Source organism: Enterococcus sp. 12C11_DIV0727 (assembly GCF_002148425.2).
Lineage (GTDB): Bacteria > Bacillota > Bacilli > Lactobacillales > Enterococcaceae > Enterococcus_L > Enterococcus_L lemimoniae.
Map to the genome: position 1 here is coordinate 1,239,241 of NZ_CP147248.1, position 20,996 is coordinate 1,260,236.

At 33.4% G+C, this 20,996-nt stretch carries 22 protein-coding genes, 2 pseudogenes and 1 riboswitch; of the genes and pseudogenes, 3 read left to right on the plus strand and 21 right to left on the minus strand.

Annotated elements, in window-relative coordinates; all coding sequences use genetic code 11:
• Window positions 1-235 precede the first annotated feature (235 nt).
• The 11 genes and pseudogenes from A5866_RS05960 to A5866_RS06005 form a co-directional block, all read right to left on the minus strand.
• The gene (locus A5866_RS05960) at window positions 236-691 is read right to left on the minus strand and encodes a MucBP domain-containing protein (protein ID WP_254907308.1); all 456 of its coding nucleotides are present in this window, start codon (window positions 689-691) and stop codon (window positions 236-238) included.
• Window positions 686-787: pseudogene (locus A5866_RS17060) on the minus strand (hypothetical protein); the annotation flags it as partial. The gene A5866_RS05960 and the pseudogene A5866_RS17060, both read right to left, overlap by 6 nt.
• A 792-nt stretch (window positions 788-1,579) precedes the next feature.
• A complete protein-coding gene (gene ribE / locus A5866_RS05965; RefSeq protein ID WP_086444087.1) occupies window positions 1,580-2,044 on the minus strand; it encodes a 6,7-dimethyl-8-ribityllumazine synthase in 465 nt (154 codons plus the stop codon).
• 15 nt (window positions 2,045-2,059) lie between these two features.
• On the minus strand, window positions 2,060-3,241 hold the full coding sequence (gene ribA / locus A5866_RS05970) for a GTP cyclohydrolase II (RefSeq protein ID WP_086278867.1): 1,182 nt from the start codon (window positions 3,239-3,241) through the stop codon (window positions 2,060-2,062).
• Window positions 3,242-3,862 carry a riboflavin synthase gene (locus tag A5866_RS05975; protein WP_086278866.1) on the minus strand — a complete coding sequence of 207 codons (621 nt, stop codon included), beginning with the start codon at window positions 3,860-3,862 and terminating at the stop codon, window positions 3,242-3,244.
• A 1-nt stretch (window position 3,863) separates the two neighbouring features.
• Complete coding sequence (gene ribD, locus A5866_RS05980) at window positions 3,864-4,922, minus strand: bifunctional diaminohydroxyphosphoribosylaminopyrimidine deaminase/5-amino-6-(5-phosphoribosylamino)uracil reductase RibD (protein WP_086278865.1); 1,059 nt, start codon at window positions 4,920-4,922, stop codon at window positions 3,864-3,866.
• A gap of 116 nt (window positions 4,923-5,038) precedes the next feature.
• A riboswitch (FMN riboswitch) is annotated at window positions 5,039-5,175 on the minus strand.
• 180 nt (window positions 5,176-5,355) lie between these two features.
• A complete protein-coding gene (locus A5866_RS05985) occupies window positions 5,356-6,357 on the minus strand; it encodes an ABC transporter ATP-binding protein (protein ID WP_086278864.1) in 1,002 nt (333 codons plus the stop codon).
• Window positions 6,354-7,217: an ABC transporter permease gene (locus tag A5866_RS05990; RefSeq protein ID WP_086278863.1), complete on the minus strand. Its 864-nt coding sequence runs from the start codon at window positions 7,215-7,217 to the stop codon at window positions 6,354-6,356. Before A5866_RS05990 ends, A5866_RS05985 begins: the two co-directional genes overlap by 4 nt.
• A complete protein-coding gene (locus A5866_RS05995; RefSeq protein ID WP_086444086.1) occupies window positions 7,214-8,041 on the minus strand; it encodes an ABC transporter permease in 828 nt (275 codons plus the stop codon). The genes A5866_RS05990 and A5866_RS05995 overlap by 4 nt, the downstream gene beginning before the upstream one ends.
• Window positions 8,042-8,053: 12 nt before the next feature.
• Window positions 8,054-8,830: an alkaline phosphatase family protein gene (locus tag A5866_RS06000; RefSeq protein ID WP_086278860.1), complete on the minus strand. Its 777-nt coding sequence runs from the start codon at window positions 8,828-8,830 to the stop codon at window positions 8,054-8,056.
• A complete protein-coding gene (locus tag A5866_RS06005) occupies window positions 8,817-9,911 on the minus strand; it encodes an ABC transporter substrate-binding protein (protein WP_086278859.1) in 1,095 nt (364 codons plus the stop codon). The genes A5866_RS06000 and A5866_RS06005 overlap by 14 nt, the downstream gene beginning before the upstream one ends.
• A 170-nt stretch (window positions 9,912-10,081) precedes the next feature.
• On the opposite strand from A5866_RS06005, the gene A5866_RS06010 reads away from it, so the two are divergent.
• Window positions 10,082-10,867, plus strand: a complete 786-nt coding sequence (locus A5866_RS06010) for a PHP domain-containing protein (protein WP_086278858.1) — start codon at window positions 10,082-10,084, stop codon at window positions 10,865-10,867.
• Window positions 10,868-11,320: 453 nt separating this feature from the next.
• Here A5866_RS06010 and A5866_RS06015 read toward each other — a convergent pair whose 3' ends face one another.
• The 5 genes from A5866_RS06015 to A5866_RS06035 all read right to left on the minus strand — a co-directional run bounded on the left by A5866_RS06015 (window position 11,321) and on the right by A5866_RS06035 (window position 14,891).
• Window positions 11,321-12,403 carry an endonuclease/exonuclease/phosphatase family protein gene (locus tag A5866_RS06015; protein WP_086278856.1) on the minus strand — a complete coding sequence of 361 codons (1,083 nt, stop codon included), beginning with the start codon at window positions 12,401-12,403 and terminating at the stop codon, window positions 11,321-11,323.
• Window positions 12,404-12,418: 15 nt separating this feature from the next.
• Window positions 12,419-12,685, minus strand: a complete 267-nt coding sequence (locus A5866_RS06020; protein ID WP_139843297.1) for a hypothetical protein — start codon at window positions 12,683-12,685, stop codon at window positions 12,419-12,421.
• A 325-nt stretch (window positions 12,686-13,010) separates the two neighbouring features.
• A complete protein-coding gene (locus tag A5866_RS06025) occupies window positions 13,011-13,409 on the minus strand; it encodes a MerR family transcriptional regulator (RefSeq protein WP_086444085.1) in 399 nt (132 codons plus the stop codon).
• Window positions 13,410-14,258 carry an SDR family oxidoreductase gene (locus A5866_RS06030; protein WP_086444084.1) on the minus strand — a complete coding sequence of 283 codons (849 nt, stop codon included), beginning with the start codon at window positions 14,256-14,258 and terminating at the stop codon, window positions 13,410-13,412. It lies immediately after the preceding gene.
• An 84-nt stretch (window positions 14,259-14,342) separates the two neighbouring features.
• Window positions 14,343-14,891: a DUF1697 domain-containing protein gene (locus A5866_RS06035; protein ID WP_086444083.1), complete on the minus strand. Its 549-nt coding sequence runs from the start codon at window positions 14,889-14,891 to the stop codon at window positions 14,343-14,345.
• A 113-nt stretch (window positions 14,892-15,004) separates the two neighbouring features.
• Here A5866_RS06035 and A5866_RS06040 point away from each other — a divergent pair, with 113 nt between their 5' ends.
• The gene (locus A5866_RS06040; protein ID WP_086444082.1) at window positions 15,005-15,376 is read left to right on the plus strand and encodes an iron chaperone; all 372 of its coding nucleotides are present in this window, start codon (window positions 15,005-15,007) and stop codon (window positions 15,374-15,376) included.
• A gap of 1,371 nt (window positions 15,377-16,747) precedes the next feature.
• Here the strand turns inward: A5866_RS06040 and A5866_RS06045 are convergent.
• Window positions 16,748-17,236 (minus strand): annotated as a pseudogene (locus A5866_RS06045) (GNAT family N-acetyltransferase); the annotation flags it as partial.
• 314 nt (window positions 17,237-17,550) lie between these two features.
• Window positions 17,551-17,778, minus strand: a complete 228-nt coding sequence (locus A5866_RS06050; protein ID WP_086278849.1) for a helix-turn-helix transcriptional regulator — start codon at window positions 17,776-17,778, stop codon at window positions 17,551-17,553.
• A gap of 478 nt (window positions 17,779-18,256) precedes the next feature.
• On the opposite strand from A5866_RS06050, the gene A5866_RS06055 reads away from it, so the two are divergent.
• Window positions 18,257-18,628 (plus strand): MerR family transcriptional regulator, encoded by a 372-nt coding sequence (locus A5866_RS06055; protein WP_086444081.1) that lies wholly within the window; start codon window positions 18,257-18,259, stop codon window positions 18,626-18,628.
• A gap of 93 nt (window positions 18,629-18,721) precedes the next feature.
• Here the strand turns inward: A5866_RS06055 and A5866_RS06060 are convergent, their stop codons facing one another.
• The 3 genes from A5866_RS06060 to A5866_RS06070 form a co-directional block, all read right to left on the minus strand.
• Window positions 18,722-18,850, minus strand: a complete 129-nt coding sequence (locus A5866_RS06060; protein ID WP_010765698.1) for a hypothetical protein — start codon at window positions 18,848-18,850, stop codon at window positions 18,722-18,724.
• A 2-nt stretch (window positions 18,851-18,852) separates the two neighbouring features.
• Window positions 18,853-20,223: a 23S rRNA (uracil(1939)-C(5))-methyltransferase RlmD gene (rlmD, locus tag A5866_RS06065; protein WP_086444080.1), complete on the minus strand. Its 1,371-nt coding sequence runs from the start codon at window positions 20,221-20,223 to the stop codon at window positions 18,853-18,855.
• Between the two features lie 120 nt (window positions 20,224-20,343).
• Entirely contained in the window at window positions 20,344-20,985 is a 642-nt protein-coding gene (locus tag A5866_RS06070) for a deoxynucleoside kinase (protein ID WP_086444079.1), read from the minus strand.
• Window positions 20,986-20,996: the final 11 nt, after the last annotated feature.

A 20,996-nucleotide genomic window follows, 5' to 3' on the forward strand; every position in this document is an offset into this window, starting at 1 on the left:
TTAAAAAAAATAGAGTGGAAAAATCCACTCAATAAAAAGTCTAGCTAATAGGGGTGTGCTATATAAAGAACCGTTTTTTCAAAATTAGTTTTCTAGTTAATTAACCGTTTCATTTGGAATGTTCAAAATAAACTAAGATTCTTCTATTTAGTCAAATTAGTCAAAACTTTACTTTTCTATAAAGTTTTGTGCTTTTTAAATTCAATTGTAACATATTTATAGTCATGCTTTTTTTCTACTTTGTATCTTTGTCTTTCCTATAGTAGAAAGATAAAGATAATAATATCATCACACCGAGAAAAATATAACTAAAATTAGTTTCTTCTCCCATCTTAGGTATAATTCTATTTTCTAATATTTTTTTGGGTTGCTCATTTTTTAAAACATTACTATTTTTGCTATTATTAATTGAATTTCCATTTGAATTTTTTTTAATTATATCCGATATCATTTTTTTCTTGTAGTAATAGCTCACTTGTATAAAACCCTCATTATATTGACCACTTTCATTTGCCGGTAGTTTACTTGTATCTAATTCATAGCCACTTACTTCCGGTGCGCTTACCGTATAAGTTGATCCCACAACACCCGTATCACTGTTCGGATACTCTGCTATAATGTTGCCTGACTCATCAAAACAGTATACATCGACTATTCCTTCAGTCAATTTTTTCTTATAATAAAAACTCACTTGTATAAAACCCTCATCATATTGACCACTTTCATTTGTTGGCAGTTTACTCGTATCTAATTCATAGCCGCCTACTTCCGGTGCTGTCATCGTATAATCTACACCAACATCTCACATAGCGCTATTCGGATAGAATCCTATAATGTTACCTACCTCATCATAAGAATACACATCAATTGTTCCTTTAGTCGAATTTTCAGCATAAACTACCGTTAAAGGTAAAAAAATCTGAATAAAAATAAATAAACAAATAAACACTTTACCAAAAGACTTTATTAACATATTATTTCCTCTTTTCTTTTTAAATTTTTTACTATAAATATCTTAGTAAATATTAAACAAATAATATACTATAAAACCTAAAATGTTCATTATTATTTTCTAATGGTAATCAGTGTAACATTATATTTCTAAAATATAAAAACAAACGATAGTTATTTAATGCTTTTTTCGATCAATATATTCAAGTAGTTATTCTTTTTAGATATCTTCATACACTATTTATATATTACATATATTTTCCAAAAAATAATACTATCTCGTTATTTTTCTTTTCAAACAGCACAACATTATCCTATCAAATAAAAATCCAATCATAAAATAACTTGGATAGTCAAGTTACTCTATGATTGGCTAATTGCCTCAGTACTAGTATAAAAATAGAAACTATTATTATTCGATTCAACAAATTGTTAATATAGATATGCTTTCCATCCTTCTACTAGCATATCTTTGACTTCAGCGAAGCATCCTAGCTTTATCGTTTTATAGGGTAGAATATCTAACTCATTTAACTATTAAGTAGCAACGTCAAAATAAACAGTGCTATTATATCTGCAAAGTACGTTTTTAGCTACACCATGATTATAAGATCTTATTATTCTACAACTATCTTATAGCTTGGTTTAAAGAAATCATTTCGATTAATCCTTGAGCAACCTCTGCGCCTTTATTACCTGCTTTTGTTCCAGCACGCTCAATTGCCTGTTCAATAGATTCAGTCGTCAACACTCCAAACATTACAGGAATATCTGATTCCAAACTAATATGAGCCACTCCTTTTGCAACCTCATTGCTCACTAATTCGTAATGTGTTGTCGCTCCTCGGATAATGGTTCCTAACGTAATTAAGCCATCATAATGTTCATTGCTAATCAATTTTTTTGTTACAAAAGGTATCTCAAATGCACCTGGTACCCAATAAACATCAATATTTTCTTCTGATACACCATGACGGATTAAACTATCCATTGCTCCACTCAAAAGCTTAGCGTTAATAAATTCATTAAATCGTGCAACCACAATTCCAACGTTCATATCTTTTCCATAAAGCTGCCCTTCAAATGTTGTCATATTTTTCTTCCTCTCTTAAATAATCAATAAATGATGAAACTTTTGTTTTTTTGTTTTTAAATAGTCTTTATTCTCTTCTACAGCTTCTATTTCCAGAGGTATGCGCTGATTGATCTTTATTCCAAAAAGTTCTAATTGTTTTATTTTTTCAGGATTATTGGTAATCAAATCAACTTCTGTTATACCTAAAGTATCTATTATATTTGCCGCAAACTCATAGTCTCTTTCGTCTGCTTTGAACCCCAGCGCCAAATTCGCATCAAAAGTATCCATTCCTTGTTCTTGCAACTTATAAGCTCGTAATTTATTTTTCAAGCCAATGCCTCTACCCTCTTGACGAAGATATAAAATAGCTCCTTTACCTTTTTTCTCAATCATTTGCATTGCTTCATGTAATTGTTCACCACAATCACATCTATGAGAACCAAAAGCATCGCCTGTCAGACATTCAGAATGTACTCGAACCATGATCGGTTCTGCCTGTTTTCCAATCTCTCCTTTTGATAAAACTAAATGCTCTTTATGCTGCAGGTCTTCAAAAAGTGTTAGGTCGAATTCACCAAAAGCAGTCGGTAATTTCACCGTTAACGGTTTTTGTGTATTTAAGTATAGTACTAATTCTTCCACAGTAATAAATGGAAGTTTGTGTTTTTCTGCGAACTGTTTTAACTGTCTTTTTCTCGCCATCGTCCCGTCTTCATTCAAAATTTCACAAATATAGGCTACTTCAGTTTGATTCGTTAGCTTCGCTAATTCAATAGCTGCTTCAGTATGACCTCTTCTTTCCAAAACACCACCTTCTTTAGCGATGAGTGGAAAAATGTGTCCTGGACGATGAAAATCTTCTACAACACTCTCTTGCTTGGTTAAAGCTTGAATCGTTGTCGCGCGATCATAAGCAGAAATTCCCGTTGAAGTTTCTTTATGATCGACACTAATAGTAAATGCTGTTCCAAAGCTGTCTGTATTTCTCGCTACCATTTCTCCAAGATTTAAACGGTCAGCAATTCTTTTTGAAATTGGCGTACAAATCAATCCGCGTGCAAATGTAACCATAAAGTTAACGCTCTCAGGTGAAACCAAATTTGCAATGCCAACCAAATCACCTTCAGCTTCTCGATCATCATCATCCGCCACCACAATCAGCTTACCTTTTCTTAAAAACTCAATTGCTTCTTGAATGTTTTCTTTCCCCAATTAATTCAGCACCTTCCACTCTTTTGATTGAAATGTTTTTAATTGTGCTTTTAAATATTTTCCTAATATATCCGTTTCAAAATTCACATACTCTCCATACCTTAATTTACCAAGATTTGTTTGATTTTTCGAATGTGGAATCAAGCTAATAGAAAAACTTGTTTTAGCTATCTGTGTAACGGTTAAACTGACTCCATTAATAGCTATAGAGCCTTGAGAAATAATTTCTCCTTGAAACTTTTTAGGAAAGTCAAAGGTTAAAACAAGCGCATTTTCTTCTACTTTTTTTTCTTTAAGACGTATGATTCCATCTACATGACCTGCCAGTAAGTGTCCTTCCAAACGTCCATTATACGGTAGTGCTCGTTCTAAATTCACTTCATCATTTATTTTCAATCGTGAAAACGTCGTACGTTGAAAAGTTTCTGGCATAATATCCACCGTAAACTGTTGCGTTGCTTTTTCAATAGCGGTCAAACAAACACCATTTATTGCCATACTGTCACCAACGTTATACTTTTCAAGTAACTGCTGAGAAGTTTGACAGGTCAATTTAATTGTTTGACCTACATGCTTTATTCGGATGATTTTCCCTTTTCCTTCAATTAAACCTGTAAACATCTTACACTCTCCTTCCAACAATCCTAAATTCATTGCCAATTTGTTCTAGATCCACAAATTTTAATTTTGTTATTGAATGGCTCATTCGTTTACTTGATATACTTGAAAGACTGTCCCCACCAAGAATTACTGGTGCCAAATAACAAATTATCTCGTCCCAACAATGACTGGCTAAAAAAGTATCATGAATGATTGAACCACCTTCAACATAAACAGATTGAATATTTCTCTTGTATAGTTCATTCAAAACATCTGGTACAGTAACAGCAGATTGGCTTATCACCTCCACGTGTTCTGGTAATTGATTTGAATATTCAGTAGCTTCTGTGAAAATCAAAACTGGTGCACTACTGTCTTTAAAAATCGTTTGCTTAAAATTATCTAAAAGCCTGCCTCTTCTATCCATCACAATACGAATGGGAGAAAATTTGGTCTTTTTTGTCGAAAGCAGTTGAGGATCATCAATTAAAATTGTTTCACTTCCAACTAAAATTGCATGATAATTATCTCTTTCTTCATGAACTCTCTCGAATACTTCCTGTTGACTAATTTGTAATCGTTTTTTCCTCAAAGAAATCTTTCCATCCAATGACATCGCCAACTTTAGAGAAACATATGGCCGCTGCTTCTCGAAAAAATAATTATAATTCTTATTTAAATTTCGTACCTCTTTCTCCAAAATACCTATCATCACACGGATACCATGATCTCTTAATGCCTTCACCCCTTTCCCCGAAACCAATGGATTAGGATCTAGCTGTCCAATGACAACATTCTTGATCCCTGAATCAAGGATTAATTGTGTACATGGTGGTTGCTTTCCGTAGTGATTACAAGGCTCCAAGGTAACATAAATTGTTGAATTAAGTAGTTTTTCGGGAGTTTTACATAAATCAATTGCATTTTTTTCGGCATGTGCTTGTCCATACTCTAAATGAGCACCTTTTGAAAGTACGTTGTTCTCGCTAACAATCACTGCACCAACTAAAGGATTGGTATAGGTATTTCCCTGTCCTTTTTTTGCTTCTTGAATCGCTAGCTTCATAAATATTTCATGCAAAAAAATTCCTCCTTTCTAAACAAAAAAGCCCTATGTATGCACATAGGGCTGGTAAAAAAACAAACTCAAAGAAACCATGACAAAAAAAGACATACTTCTCCCATCAGTTCTAGTAAGTTTTTCTTCTCCCATCCAGACTTTAACTGTCGGTTCCAGAGTTTCACTGGATCAACCGCAACTATTGCGGGTCACGGACTTCAAGTTATTACTTGTCACCGTCGGTCGGGAATTACACCCTGCCCCGAAGAAATCTATTCAATTAACATATATAGAATACAAGTTAGACATTAATTTGTCAATATTCCAAAAATTTGAATCCAAGTCATGTTCGTTTTGCCTATTTCTTTGTATAAAAAATAACTTGATTCAATGACGTGAACATTTTTTTGCCATAATCTATCATAAAGGCAATACATTACTTATTGAACATCATTTACAGGTCTTTTATTGCCAATAATTCACATTCTGGGATAAATAGTTTTTCTATTGTTTCAACAGAAAAATTCTCTCCATTATTTAGACGATCAACGAATAATAACTTTTGTTCTTTTGTTTTAAATTGGTAACGGATGATATTTCCCAATATAATCTCTTGTTCGTATACAACGTTAACTCCAATACTGTCAGGGATTTGTTGAAAACTGATTATTTCAGGTCTTGCAAAATATTTATCAGATTGGTTAAAATCAATTTTTCCGATTAAATCTGTTAATTGAATTTGATTATAATCCCCAATAAACTCAGCTACAAATTGACTTTTCGGTTGACTATATAATTCTTTTGGTGATGAGACTTGTTTTAATTCGCCTTCTGATAATACATAAATTCGATCACTAATTCTCATAGCTTCTTCCTGATCATGTGTGACAAATATCATTGTTATCCCTAGCTCTTTTTGAATTAAACGTATTTCAAGTTGAAGTTGCTTTCTAATTCGTGCATCTAATGCACTAAGCGGTTCATCTAAAAGTAAAAGTTTCGGTTCCACCACTAATGCTCTAGCCAGAGCGACACGTTGTTGCTGTCCTCCTGAGAGCTGTGGTACATGCCGATCAGAAAACTCAGTCAATTCAACCAATTCAAGGATTTTCTCAACTTTTGCTCTTACTTGCTTTCTATTTACTTTTTTTACATTCAAACCAAACGCAACATTATCATAGACTGTCATCGTTGGAAATAACGCATATTGTTGAAAAACCATTCCAATGTTTCTTTCTCTACTTGCTTTTTCTTGTATTTCTACGTTATCCAAATAAATGGTTCCCGCTTCTGGAATTTCTAGACCAGCAATCGTACGTAACAATGTTGACTTTCCACAACCACTCGGTCCAAGCAATGTTACTAATTCACCTTTCTTTACTGACAATGAAATATCATTTAATACTGGTTTATTATCAAATGATAAGGATAGGTTTTCTAAACGTAGATAGCTCATAGCAGACTCTCCTCAACAGCCGAATTTGTGATTTCCTGACTCATTTTTATTTTTTTAGTTAGTTTAATTTTTTTTAACTGTAGCTTTTGCTTATTCGAAAAATAATAAATAATAATTCCACTCAAGAAAATCATCACGAAATAACATACCATCACCGCACTAGCTAGATGGCCATTTTCATTCATACGACGTAACATATAGATGCGTAACGTTTCAAACCGACCACCAATGAGTAAATTTGTTAAAACATATTCACCAAATACACCAGAAAATACCATAATACTTGATAGGACAATACCAACTCTTAAATTAGGTAAGACCACTTTAAAAATAATTGTAATCATGTTCGAACCAAGCATCTGGCCTGCTTCAATCAATTGTTTAGTATTGATTGCTTGTAAGCTATTACGAATTCCCATATACATGATTGGAGAAATTAATAATGTTCCACATAATACAACAAACATTGGAACTCCTGTTTTAGAGTAAGTTTTTAATAAAGCTGTCACTAAAATCACCCCAGGTATTGCGTAAGGAAGTACTGAAATAGACTGTAATAATTTATCTATTTTAGGATAGTGTAAGTAAATAATAATAACACTTGGAATCATTACAATTAATATCATTACTAAAACTATAGTTGATAAAATGAACGAACGTATAATCGATAAGAAAAAGGCTTGATCATTAAACAACTCATTAAACCAATGAAATGTGAAGTTAGTAGGAAGAAGAGATTTTCCCCACTCATCTCCAAAGGCATACACTCCAGTCATAATTAGAGGCGTTAAATAATATATCCCTAAAATCGTGATGATAATATATGAAAATAAGCGATGATTTCGTTTTATTTTTTTCATGCCAAATCCTTTCTAAGCTTTTTCATAGTATACTGTGATATGAAAATAACACAAATCATACTAACCACAAATACAACTGACAAGGCACTTCCGACATTTGGTTTTGCATAAACATCACCTGCAACTAAAGCAGCAATTCTTGTCGTTATTAACCCAACGTTACTACTAACTAGTGCATAGGCTGTTTCATAGGTTCCCATGCCATTAGCAAATAAAATAGCAAATGTGCCACTAATCGTTGGAACTAAGAATGGAAAGACAACTTTTCTCAAATATAAAAAAGTAGTTGCTCCAAGCATCTCAGCACTTTCCTGCCATTCTTTTTTTACTTTTCTCATTACTGGATAAATAAATAATGTGGCTAATGGTATTTGAAAATAGGTATACGTTAAAACCAACCCTTTCCAAGTATATAAATCAAACGACTTTAGTATAGGAAAAACCATTTTCAACAATCCTGAATTTCCTAAAATAATAATAAAACCGAAAGCCAATGGAATCCCTGCAAAATTAGCGGCCAGATTAGAAAAGAGAGTCAATTTTTCTTGAGCTGATTCTGATAATCCAATCAAAGCATATGAAAAAATGAGAGAACCAACAATACCAATCACGCTTGAGACTGCAGCAATTAAAATGCTGTTACCAAAAGCTTGATAGTAATATGGATTAGTCAGTGCTTGAATGTAATTATTCATACTGAATTCGTTTGTTACGTCTAATTGGAAACTAGCTAAAAACATGAAAATAATCGGAACAAATAAAAACATAATGGCAATAATAAAAAGTGGGAGTAATCCCACCCAGTAGTTCTTTTTTCTAATCATAATAAACTCCTTTTAAGTTAATCCCATTATCTCCGTAATCATTGGCATCAGCTGTAATTGAGATATTTCTGTTTCTTTAGACAATTCAGTCGTGTTATTCAATAGATAAAATGGTACTTCTCTATGTTGTGGTAAACTCCCTCCATGTAATCCATAATCATCCATTCCATGATCAGCTGTAACGATGATTTGATAACCCATTTTTTGCCACTTAGGAACAATTGTTCCGATAATAGTGTCAGCGATATTTACTTGAGTCATATATTCTCTAGAAAGTGCAGTATATTTATGACCAATATCATCAATATTCATCGAATGAACCACCATAAAATCTGGTTCATAGGTTGAAATAATACTATTAGCATCAGCGAATACATGAGAATCAGGATAAGTATCTTCACTGTAAAAAATACCGTGTTGAATTAACTTTGCTTCATCATGTTGAATTCTATCCGTTAATATATTATAAGGTGCTCTATTATATAACTCGCTCATCCAAAAATATCCTGCAACACCTGTCGTTCCACCAGCTTGTTTTACTAACTCAAAGATAGATAGTTCTTTGGACTGTTGTACCACTAAATTAGTGTATATTTCATTTTTATACATAGGCTGCCCCGTCATAATCACTTCATAAAGCGGTCTTGAATTACTAGGCATTTCCGCTACCATTTTTTTTAGCTGTGCTTGCTTATGTTCGACTAAACTGTTTAAAAAACCCATTTGTTTCATCGCAACATCATAACGACAACCATCTAAAATAATCAAAACAACTTTATTTTTTAACATTGACTAAAACCTCACTTTGCCATTTTTCCGGTAGCGTTAGAGCCGTTTTGTCCCAACTTTCATTTGATTCAACTGGCTGAGCACTTTTATATTCCTCATCTTTTAATAATTTACTTGCAACATCTTCTGGTAACTTAACATTTGTACGAATTGGACGAGCATACCCTTTGGCCAAATTAATTTGTCCTTCATCAGATAATATATACTCTCTTGCTAATTTCGCTGCATTTGGATGCGGTGCATTTTTATTTATTATTGTTGTATATCCACTAATAACCGATCCATCCGTTGGAATCCTTACTTCAAATCGGTCTTTATCAATTGTATCTCTATAATTTAGAGCGTTGAAATCCCATAAAATCACAACGTCTGTTTCTCCTTTTTCTATATTTGCTAGAGATGCATCTACAGATGAGATTCGACCTTGTTTTGCTATCTCTTTAAAATAATCTATTCCTGGTTGAATATCTTCTTCATTCCCACCGTTAGCCATAGCTGCCGCTAAAACAGCAAATTGAGCTTGATTCGCTTTTGCCACATCTCCTACAGCTACTTTATAGTTACCGTTTTTTAAATCTTTCCAACTGGTCGGTACGTTTTTAACATTATCTTTATCTACCATAAATGAAATTGTTCCAGTGTAACTAAGCAGCCAGTGCCCTGCGTCATCTTTTGCCCAATCAGGAATATCATCCCAATACGATGTTTTATATGGTAACGTCAACTCTTTACTTACAGCCAAAGGTCCGAAGCTTATTCCAACATCTCCAATATCAGCTGTACCCTTTTCTCCCTCAGATTCAAACTTTGCTAACTCTTCTGCACTAGACATATCTGTATCATTGTGATTAATACCATATTGGCTTTTTATATTCTCCCAAGTTCCAACCCAGTTTGCCCATGTATCAGGCATTCCAACACTGGCGATCTCGCCTTCCTTTTTAGCCTTTTCTATAATTGTTTCTAAATTATCAGTAGTATTGACAGCTGTATCTTTATTTTTGTTTGTTCCTGATGAGCATCCTGTTAACGCTGCAATTATTGCCACTCCTAATAGACCCTTAACTAATTTACCTTTCATCGTAAACCTCACTTTTTAATATTTTTTCAATTATTATTATATTCTTGGACTGTAAATTTATAGCAAAAACTAAGTTTTTTTTTGTAAACAATGTAAATTTTTAGTAAAACGCTATAAAAATCATATTTTGATGATAAACTAATAGCATATAAAAGAAGGAGCGTTGCCTAGTGAATTATTATGATCAACATTTGCACACACATCATTCATTCGATTCAAATGAATCCTTTGAAAATTACTTAGATCGTTTTTGTCCAACTATTTTTGTTTCAACAGAGCATTTGGATTTTAAAAATCCATATGTAAATGGCGAAGACAGTATTCCCGAATATAGTGCTTACAAAAAAGAACTCAACCATTTGCATAGTCGCTATGATACAAAGTTATTGCGTGGTATTGAGGTAGGTTATGTTGACACTCATAAAGAAATGATTGAACATTTTTTAGCATCAAACCATTATGACATCATTCTTTTGAGCATTCATCAAAATGGCACAATTGATTATATGGATGAATCAGTAAAAGATTTGGATGTCGCAGATTTGATAGATGATTATTATTCACGTATGCTTGATGCTGTCCAATCTGTTGAGTTTGCCAATGTACTTACTCATTTTGATTATGGAGTGAGACTATTACAATTATCCGTTGATGAATTTAAAAAAATGGCTGAACCTTATCTTATCGATATTTTTAAAATAATGATTGATAAAAGGATTGCGTTTGAATTAAATGCCAAGAGTTTTATTAAATATGAAAATAAAGCCCTTTATGAATATGCGATTCCTTTATATATATCACTTGGAGGAACTCTGTTTACTTTAGGCTCAGATGCTCATGTAGCTCAAGATTATGAGTTGGGCTTTGAAGAAATGAAGAATTTACTTAGAAAAAATGATGTTACACTATTAGCTTTATACGATAATCAACAATTAACACTGGTTCCAATAAGCTAATAAAAAGCTTCCTTTTATCATTGTTAATAAAGTCAAGCCATCAAAAAATCTAAAAAAAATGAGATCTAGATAAATCTGTATAATAAATCGATGCACAAATCAAAAGGATTGTTTATTTACCTATATCACTTATTGAATACTCAACTACGTTCAGCTGTTAATTTTTAAACACCTTTTAATATAATAAAAATATAAACTTAAGGTCTGTATAGTTGAACGATTAATAGAATTAAAAAATCACAATAATTAATAGGCCAATCTCTTGTTTGATTTTATTAAATCAGTTGAAAGTCCTACGCTGTTCTACTTAGAATATTAATAGATTATTCTGTTTTCATCTTATTTAATTTATTGTTGCTCTGACAAACACTTATTTATTATAAAAAAAGGATTCAGATACCAAGTGAAAGTGCTTGGTATCTGAATCTTTTTTTGATTACTTCTACTCTATTTTTATGGTTTCAGCTTAAATATCATTTCAACTGGATTATGATCTGAATTCTCAAATTCAGCATCAATCACTTTTCCATTAACATTCTCAACGTTATCAGAAATGATAAATCCATCAATCAATGCTACAAAGGACTTCCCTTTTATATATGGTTTATCTAAGTTACGCACTGAAGGAACTGGCATTTTCGTTTTACTCAATGTTGCAACCTGTAGATTTTTCGGTAGCTCTTCTTTTGGAAAAGGTTGTAACCATGTGTATTCTTCTGTTGGGGTATTTTTAAATGTTTCAGTTGAAGAATCGAGTAAATCATGATTAAAATCACCACCACCGACAACATAATTTCCTTTTTTGTATTCATTTTCCATATGATCGAATAATTTATGCACTTGCTCATTTTGGATTTTTTGATCCTTGATATAGGCCGATAGATGAACATTATACAGCATCAAATATTTGCCATTTTCAACTGGAATTTTTGAGACCGTGAAGGCACGATCTAAATCAAAGAATTTATTGACATTGGTTTCGATCGGTAGGCTATAGCGCGTACTTTTTTCAATCTCGTGATTGCTCAATGTTACGATGCCTGATTTTGATTTACCAATTGGATCTAATACAGGATACATCAGAAACGCTGAATCATAATTGGTAGCAAACACACTAGTATAATCGGAAAATTGCTGATTGATTTGTGTCACTTCATCTACACCACGACTACGGGTGGCTTTTTCATCAACCTCTTGAAATAAAGCAAAATCCGGATTGATTTTTTTAGTCGTATCAATCACGCCAGAGATATTTTTGACAACACTTGCTTCACTGACTGCTTTAGATTGTTTACCGCCATCCATGAAAAAGGTGTAATCTGGCGTGTAAGAGCCATAGCCTATGTTAAAAGTTGAAATTTTGTATTCTTTATTTGTTGCCGTTTGGTTCATTTTAGCCTTTTGAGTGATTTCAACAGGCTCGTTATCCACAATTCTTCCATAACTGAAAAAAACATAGCCGACATAAACTAGAATGATGGCGATAAAAATGGATAGAACACTTAAAAATACTTTAATACTTTTCCTTAAATTCATGATTTTCTCAACTTTCTACTGGGTACTTTCCATTCTACAATAAGAACAAACACTTTCGTTTGTCTGCATCGGTGCACCGCAAAAATGACAGATTTTGTTTCCTACTTTGATCGTATTTTCCTGATCGGGTCTTATCTTAATTCGCTCTTTTGGGATTTCGTTGGACTTTTCTTTTGAGACATCCTTTGTTACTGCAGCTCTCGTTATCTTATGTCTATCTTCAACCATTTGCTTTTTTGGTTCTGGTTCTCGATAAAAAAGGCTCGTAACAGCATCAAACACCCCAATCACTCGTAACGATAAATATAAAGAGTAAAATACCACCTGAAATAAAATTTCTATTTAAAATCCTTGGAATCCGCGTTGCCCCAAGTATTAAAGTAAGTAAAAACGTATTTCTAGGTTCAAATTATACAACAACCCAGCTCTTTTGATCATAAATAGATTATCTTTTATAAACTGCCACATTCTTCTTTTTCCCCAACACATTTCCATCTTTTTAACGTAATATTCATTATAAGCGTAAAATGAGTTAGTTTCAATATAGGATAAAAAAGCAGAAAAACCTTTTCACAGGACTTTCCACTTTTCTTATTTTTTATGTCACTTAGTCTATCTTAGGTTTCATCTTATTGATCATCGCAGTAGTCTTAGGCAATAAGTCTTCATAATAATCAGCAATTTTAAGATTTATTGTCGCCAGTCTATCCTGTAGCTCTTCGATTTTCGCTGTAATACGTTCCTGTTCTTCTTCCAATAATTGTTTCCTTGCTTCAATCGTAGAGTCACCTACATTCGCTAAACGAACATATTCAATGATCATTTCCAATGTCATGCCAGACGCTTTTAATTTTAAGATCGACTGAATCCATTCAAGGTGAATCTCATCATAATCGCGAACGCCATGAACTGTTCTTGTAACAGCTGGGATTACGCCAATTCGTTCGTAATACCTTAATGTATCCGCAGAAATGCTTACTAGCTCTGCCATTTCTTTGATCGTCATCTATTTCTCCTTTTGTATAAAATCAATCGACTCTGACAATTCTTTATATTGCTCAGTCATTTGTATTTTCTGATTTGCCATATTTAAAGCTAACTCGTATGCATCACTACCTACCATTAACTCTAAAGGTGGTTGTGCCATTTCAACGACATACATATAAAGTGCAGTAACTTTTTCAGGGTCCCCTGCTTGATTCCCATTCATCGCAGCAACAAAACCTAAACGTTCTTCTACTGATTTTTTGTATGGCTCACTGATTATATGAGACATCGCATAGGAATTTTCTGATAAAAATTCTGTTCGCAAATACCCTGGTGCTGCATTGATGACGTGGATCCCAAACGGTTTGACTTCTTCTGCAACAGCTTGGCAAATTCCATTGATTGCAAATTTCGTTCCGGCATAGGTTGATTCAAATGCGCCAGCATAAAGGCCAGAAATCGATGATGTATTGATGATATAGCCAGATTTTTGACTTCGCATGATCGGTATAATAGCTCTCATCATATTCAATGTCCCAAACACATTGACATCAAAACAGGCACGAACTTCCTCATCCGTTAAATCCTCCGCAGCTCCTGCTACCATAAATCCTGCATTGTTTACTAAGACATCGATCCTCCCGAACTTTTCAACGGCTAACGCAATTACACGTTTGATATCTGTCTCATCTGTCAGCGACATGCTAACAGGTAAAAACGCTGGACTTTCAGGTCCCACCTTTTGAATTAGACTCTCTTTATTTCGACTTGTTGTGATAACTTGATGCCCATTATTTAGCAACGCTTTTGTTAACATTAATCCTAATCCTTTTGAACCTCCTGTTACGAACCAGACCTTTTTACTCATCTCTATACTTCCTCTCTTTTTTTTGTTTGATCGATCAACAAGGAAAGTATAAACCTTGGAGGTACCTCCAAGACAAGTTCTTTTTTAATTATTTTTTCGGACTAGCTCCGCAAGCTTATTTACAGTATTTGCATTTCTGATTGTAATTCGACTATACATCTTACTTCCAACGATTTTTGACCAACGGCTTCTTGAAAAGGTTTTGATCGGTGCCGACCAGAAAATGACTCGTTCGTGATAAGCAACTTTTTCGTACTCAGCTTTAGCCTCGCCGACAGATTCGATTACTTCTTCGGTTGTTGTTGGCGGAATCACAAAAATCACATTGTGCTTTGATTCTTTATCTGTATTCCACCATTCTGGCATCTGCTCTAATGCTTCCAGTAACATTTTGGCAGACACGATCGTCACAATAATTTTAAGCCCAAACTCAGATTCAATTAGTTTTTCACAATCTTCTGTCAGTTGTAAAATATTCGTTTCTTCACTAGAAAAAAGAATATTGCCACTATTTAAATACGTACTAACATTTATAAATCCATGCTGTTCAAACCGTTCTTTCAACGTTGCCATGACCACACGATTTTTTCCGCCTACATTAACGCCGCGTAATAAAGCAATATAAGTTGCCATATATAACTCCCACCACCTTAATAATTCATCCTCACTAAAGCAAATAGTTTTTTCAATGTTGTCCCTATATTATAATAGAGAAAAGAATAACTAGAAAGAAAAGAGGGTGTATCATGAAAGGTATCAATGAATTTTTTTCAAGTATTAATGAACCTGAACATCGTAAGCGTTTAGAAGAATTATTTGAATGGACGATAAAAACTTATCCGCAATTTAGTATTGTAATCAAATGGAATCAGCCGATGTTTACCGATCATGGTACTTTTATCATTGCGTATAGTACTTCAAAAAAGCATCTTTCCATTGCACCAGAAACTGTGACGATTTATACATTTAAAGAGGACATTGAGAAATCAGGCTATCAACACACAGATAATATCATCAAGATCACATGGGAGCAGCCAATTGACTATTCATTACTAAAAAAAATAATCGATTTTAACGTTCAAGAAAAAATCGATTACACGAAATTTTGGCGTGAATAACTTCTATAAAACGACCTTTATTCAAAAAAGTTTTATCGATAAGAAATTATTGAAGTAGCAAAATCAGCGTACATCTATTATTATTTAGACATAGAGAGTTACTTAATTATCTTCCCCAAAGATAAAATAAGAACCGATCCTATCTTGGCTGAGATAGGATTTTTTTTGACCTCGCTTTCCCCTCAGTAAAATATAAAGCGGAAAAATTAACAAAAGACTTTCTTTCTAGTGGCTGGTGTCCAGACCGAACAGAATGTTAAGAATTTCTTTAGAGAGAAAATAGCAATGCTGATAACACAAGCTTATTTTTTACTCTATCGACTTATTTTTTTACTATTTAACGAAATTATATTGACTATATTCTCACCTTTAAGTTAATATAGTGTTACAATATTAAATAAAAAAAGGCGCTCTGCAGGAGGACCACAAATCATCCCGCAGAGCCCTGTATTATCAGCACAAACTAATAATACAAGTTGCCTCCGTCAATTGTTTATTGACTATTCTCATTGTACTAAAAGTAAGAAAAGATTACTAGTCTTTTTTGCAAATTCAATGTGTTTAGTTGATATTTATTTAGCGAACGCTTCATGGTATTAGTTGCTGACTAATACCATTTTTTTAGTTTTCTATTGCTTATTTAGATAATTGGAGCGAAAAACAAAATAAACAGGCACTCTGCAAGAAGACCACAAATCCTCCTACAGAGCCCTGTATCGTCAGCACAAACTGACAATACAAGTTGCCCAGTCAATGCATTGACTTATTTATTTTACCTAATTTTTGTAAGAAATACTAGTGTTTTTTACAAACTTTTAGTAATTTGAGTAGTGAATGGTTATTCATTGAACTCTTGCACAGTATTGGTTGGTGGCCAATACTGTATTTTTTCGCTCTTTTTATAAATAGTAAACACCAAGTTCTCCTTTTTCTCATTACTTTCGTAAAGTAATCTCTCGGTGTTTACGAGCTTGTGTTCCTAGAATCAATCACTACCATACTTTTTACTTAGTCTGAAAAAGCTTGCTTAGTCAATGCGTACAGCGAGAACCAATCGAAAATAACATGCAAACAAATAATTTCCGAGATCTACAAGGCTAAGTAATAAAAAGTAACGAACAATTCTATGTTCACAAGTAATAGTTAGAATTAATCTGGCGGATTAGTGATTCTAACTTTCAAAAACAAGCAGGTTAGCAGAGCCTGTTCGTTCAAGCAGCTGTTTATCCAAATGCTATTCCTTTTTTGTAAACTACCAACCCAACCATTTTACCAACATAAGGGTAGACAGCTGTTTGTTTTTAATTCTATTTTTTTCAATTTTACAAGTTAAATCAAAATGGCACAATTGTTTCGTTTTTTGCTCCTGCTCTATAAATCTTCTATAATATGATCTGTATACCTATCCCAATATTCCGTATAGATTCTTTCTTGATTATTATCTAAATTCAATTGATACAATCTAAACGTCACCTCTAGATTCTTAGGCTGCCACTGCTCTTTGTACGAATATTTGTAGCTCATGCCAATTTTTTGCATGACTTTGCCACTACCAATATTATGGATATCATGTGTAGCTGTAATATACAGCCAACCTTGTACTCTCAAAAAATCGATAACTGCCTCACTGGCCTCTGTAACCAGTCCTAGGCCCCAATACTCTTTCAATAAACCATAACCAAAATCATGGCTTTTTGCACCACTTACTACAATATAGCCAATTGGATGCGGATTTTCTTTAAGACAAATGACAAAATAATAACCACCTTGTTTTTTGTAATTCGATTCAATCTGTGTCTCATAAAACTGCTTAGTTTCATCTCTATCCTTTACAGGATACCAAGGAAGATACCTATTTACGTCTTCATCAGATTATAGGATGTATAACGCATTCAGATTTGTTTCTGTTTTTTCAATTGTTCGAATGATTAATCTTTTTGTTTCAATCAATGCGTTTCTCCTTAAGGTTTATTTTTTTACCTAGTCAACTAGTTAAACATAAAAAAATACTTAGGTCTTAATTCCGTTAATACTACATAATTATAACTCTAATCCATTCTATCAAATATAAGATAGAATCAACTAGAATTATAATAGATAAAAAAATAATATCGGCATTAATCGGTTGCATATCTTCCTTTTATTAGTATAAAACAGAGGACTCTATCGTTGTTCTATTCATTCTCTTCTAATTTCTCAAAACGAACCAATTCTTCAATCGTTGTGCCTAATTCTTCTGAAATGGCATACATCAATAATAAAGATGGATTATGCTTATTTTTTTCTAAATTAATGATTGTTTGTCTTGCAACCCCAACTCTAGTCGCAAGATCATCCTGTGACAGTTCAGCTGAGGCTCTATAAGTGTTTACATACATTTCAGTTATTTTACTTTTTACCATTATAGACTCCTTTCTTGTTTTCATTCCACAAATATGTATTTTTACTATTTATTAAACTTTTAACGTCTTAATGTTAACATAAAATTATAAAGTGGGGAATACTTTTCGAGTGACACTTATCAAGGGTTCAGTAAATTATTCATTTCTTTTTTACCATTTAACGAACCACTCTCTACTACTGATCACTTTAGCTCCTTATATCATTGTACGTTTCTCTTGTCAGTTGTAAGTAGGCTCTTTTCCCTACTCATGCTAAAGTTTATGTAAATAGATTGATAGGGAGGAAAAACAATGATTGAATTCATTTTAGGTATTGCTTACCAAGTAACGATTTGTAATTGGCATGATAGTCGTTCTAAGAAAAAGGCTTAAGACTGTGACTGCTTTAAAACCAAGCCCAGCTAGTTTATTTCTATTTGACCTAGAGTCAACTCTAAGTGGTAAACTAATAGTAAGAATACTAGAGGAGGAATTTCCGTTGGCTTATAAAATTCATGAATTTTCAAAAATGACTGGTCTGACACCCTATACTCTGCGTTTTTATGAGAAAGAAGGATTGATCACAGTTAAAAGAGATCAGAATAATATTAGGATTTATGATGACCGCAATAAGGAATGGATCGATTTTTTTATGCATTTGAAAAAAACGGGTATGACGATTGAAAATATTAAGCAATATCTTGTTTGGTGGTATGAAGGAGACTCTACGAATCAAAATCGCTTGGATCTGTTAAAAAAACAAAAAGCAATTGCATTAAAAGAAATGGAACAAATTCAAGAAGGAATTGATATGCTGGATCATAAAATAGAAGTGTATAAAACGAGAATAGAAAATAGTCAAAAAAATTAATCTTGCTTTATTGACGAATGTAGTGAAAGAAAAAGAGTAGTCTAAACAGCATCGGCCGTTTAGACTACTCTCTTTCTTTATTTCAATTAGGTCCTATTTATTATAAATTTTCGGCCCTTTACGCATGTTTTTACGATCATTTTTAGGTGTTTCCATTTGTTTTGAACGGCCACCGCTTTGTTTCTTTTTGATTAATTCAAGCATTTTCTTTTTTGTATCCATTATTACACCGCCCTTGTCAATAGAGTCACCGACTCGATATGTGTTGTTTGTGGGAAGTTATCAACTGGTTGGACTTCTTTGACTTCAAAACCGCCTTCAACAAGTAGAGCCAAATCACGTGCCAATGTTGCTGGATTACAGCTCACATAAACGATTCGTGCTGGTTTTGTTTCAATCAAGGTCTCAACTAAACTTGCTTCTAACCCTTTACGTGGAGGATCGACGATCACAACATCAGGCTTGATGTCATTTTCGATCATTCTTGGTAGTGCTTCTTCCGCTAAACCAGCAGTAAAGGTTGCGTTTGTGATTTCGTTCAATTTGGCATTACTTTCCGCATTTTTCACTGCTTCTTCAATGACTTCCACACCATAAACGTGTTTGGCATCTTTGGCTAAGGTTAAACCAATCGTACCGATTCCACAATACGCATCTACAACGATTTCATCGCCCGTTAAAGCAGCGTATTCTTTGACTTTATTGTACATTACTTCTGTTTGTTGCGGATTTACTTGATAGAACGAACGAGATGAGATTTCAAATTTCAAATCAAAAATCGTATCGATCATTTTATCTTCACCATGTAATAGAATCGTTTCATCCCCAAAAATCACGTTGGTTTTCTTCGGATTGACGTTTTGCACGATGCTGACTACTTCTGGTAAAGCTTCTAAAATATCAGGAATAATTTTACTTGTTGGGAATAATTTTGCTGTTCTTGTAATCAACACAACCATCATCTCACCCGTGTGGTAGCCACGACGAACAACAATATGACGTAAGTTTCCTGTGTTATCTGATTCGTTATAAGGTTTGATGCTGTAACGTCTCATGATATCACGGATCTTAATCACTGCTTCATCGATTTTTGGATCTTGAATATAGAAATGTTCTAAAGGAATTAGATCATGACTGTTTTTTCTGAAGAATCCAGTTTGTAGTTTGTCCCCAATTTTTCTCACTGGGATCTGTGCTTTATTACGGTAACCCCAAGGATTGTTCATGCCTAACGTATTTAAAACAGGAACATCCGGTAATTTTGCAACACGTTGCATTACATTTTTTACTTGGTCAGTTTTAAATGTTAATTGAGCACCATACGCTAAATGCTGTAATGGGCTGATCCCAACTTTTGTAAAATTCGCATCTTTAACTGGTACACGGTCTTCACTTGATTTTAAAATCGTCACTACTTTTCCGTAGCCAAAACTTTTTCCGACTTTCAGCACTTTGATTTCAATTTTTTCACCTGGCAAAGCATTTTCTATAAAAAGCGGGTAACCATCAACTTTGGCAACACCCATTCCTTCATGTGTCAAATCAATAATATCAACTTCGATTGTTTCATTTTTGTTTACTGGAAAATTATTCATAAGTCGCTCCTTCTTTAATGCGCTTCTCCCATTCTAATGAAAAAATGCTAGAAAAGCAATAGAGAGTTTGTTTCTACAGCTAAAAGAAGTAAAAATAGGTTAGAATTTGGCTTATTGTTTTTAGTGGATTTCAGCTAACTTCTGTTCAATTAGTTGAATCACTTGATTTTTTGCTTCTTCGCTTTCAATAAAATCATACTGATCGCCATCGATTTGGATTTTCGGACTCTCATTATATTCTTCAAACCATGTTTCATAACGGCTATTTAACTCTTTATAGTAATCATATAACGCTGGATCTTGTTCTACTTGTTCATAAATCCGGCCCCGTCTTTTGATTCGTTCCAACATTTTTGGAAAAGATATTTTAATATGCACTAATAAATCTGGTCGCTTTTTTTGAGCCGCATATGGCAATTCTTGCAGCATATTCTCTAATAACGAATCATAAACTTTTACTTCTGTTTCATTTGCTCTCCCTAAATCTGCATTTAAATGAAATAATAAAGAATCTTCATAGATCGAGCGATCCAAGATATTATTTTCATGAGAAAGGGCTTGTTTAATACTATCAAAGCGTTTATTTAAGAAATAGATTTGTAGTAAAAAGGCATATTTTTTAGGATCTGCATAAAATAAAGGTAAAACTTCATTATCATCCACTGATTCATAAAAAGCCTCCGATCCTAAATGTTCTGAAATAATTTCTGTTAAACTAGATTTTCCTGCACCAATTGTGCCTGCTAAAACGATCACTGCCATCGAACTCCCTA